The organism is Psychrobacter sp. TB55-MNA-CIBAN-0194 (assembly GCF_040309505.1).
GTDB classification, from domain to species: Bacteria; Pseudomonadota; Gammaproteobacteria; order Pseudomonadales; family Moraxellaceae; genus Psychrobacter; species Psychrobacter fozii.
This window is the reverse complement of sequence record NZ_JBEOOW010000870.1, coordinates 1-230: the sequence shown is the minus strand read 5'-3', so window position 1 is coordinate 230 and position 230 is coordinate 1. Positions and strand designations below refer to the sequence as shown.

The following is a 230-nucleotide window of genomic DNA, read 5'->3' as shown; positions in this document are numbered from 1 at the left end:
GTCATGAACATCGTCATCCCGGGTTATGACATCGAAGGCGAGATTGGCGAAGGCGCCATGGCCAGCGTGTACCTGGCGACCCAGCGCTCGTTGGAGCGCAAGGTGGCGCTGAAGGTGATGGCGGCGGCGCTGGCAGCCGACCCGAGTTTCTGCGAACGCTTCCTGCGCGAGGGCAAGACCCTGGCGCGCTTGTCGCACCCGCACACGGTGACCATCCATGACATCGGCAA

At 64.3% G+C, this 230-nt stretch carries 1 protein-coding gene; it reads left to right on the top strand.

Annotated features, from left to right (window positions below; genetic code table 11):
* Positions 1 to 3: 3 nt before the first annotated feature.
* On the top strand, positions 4 to 230 hold a 227-nt coding region (locus AAEY75_RS17410), incomplete at its 3' end, for a protein kinase domain-containing protein (RefSeq protein WP_352260447.1).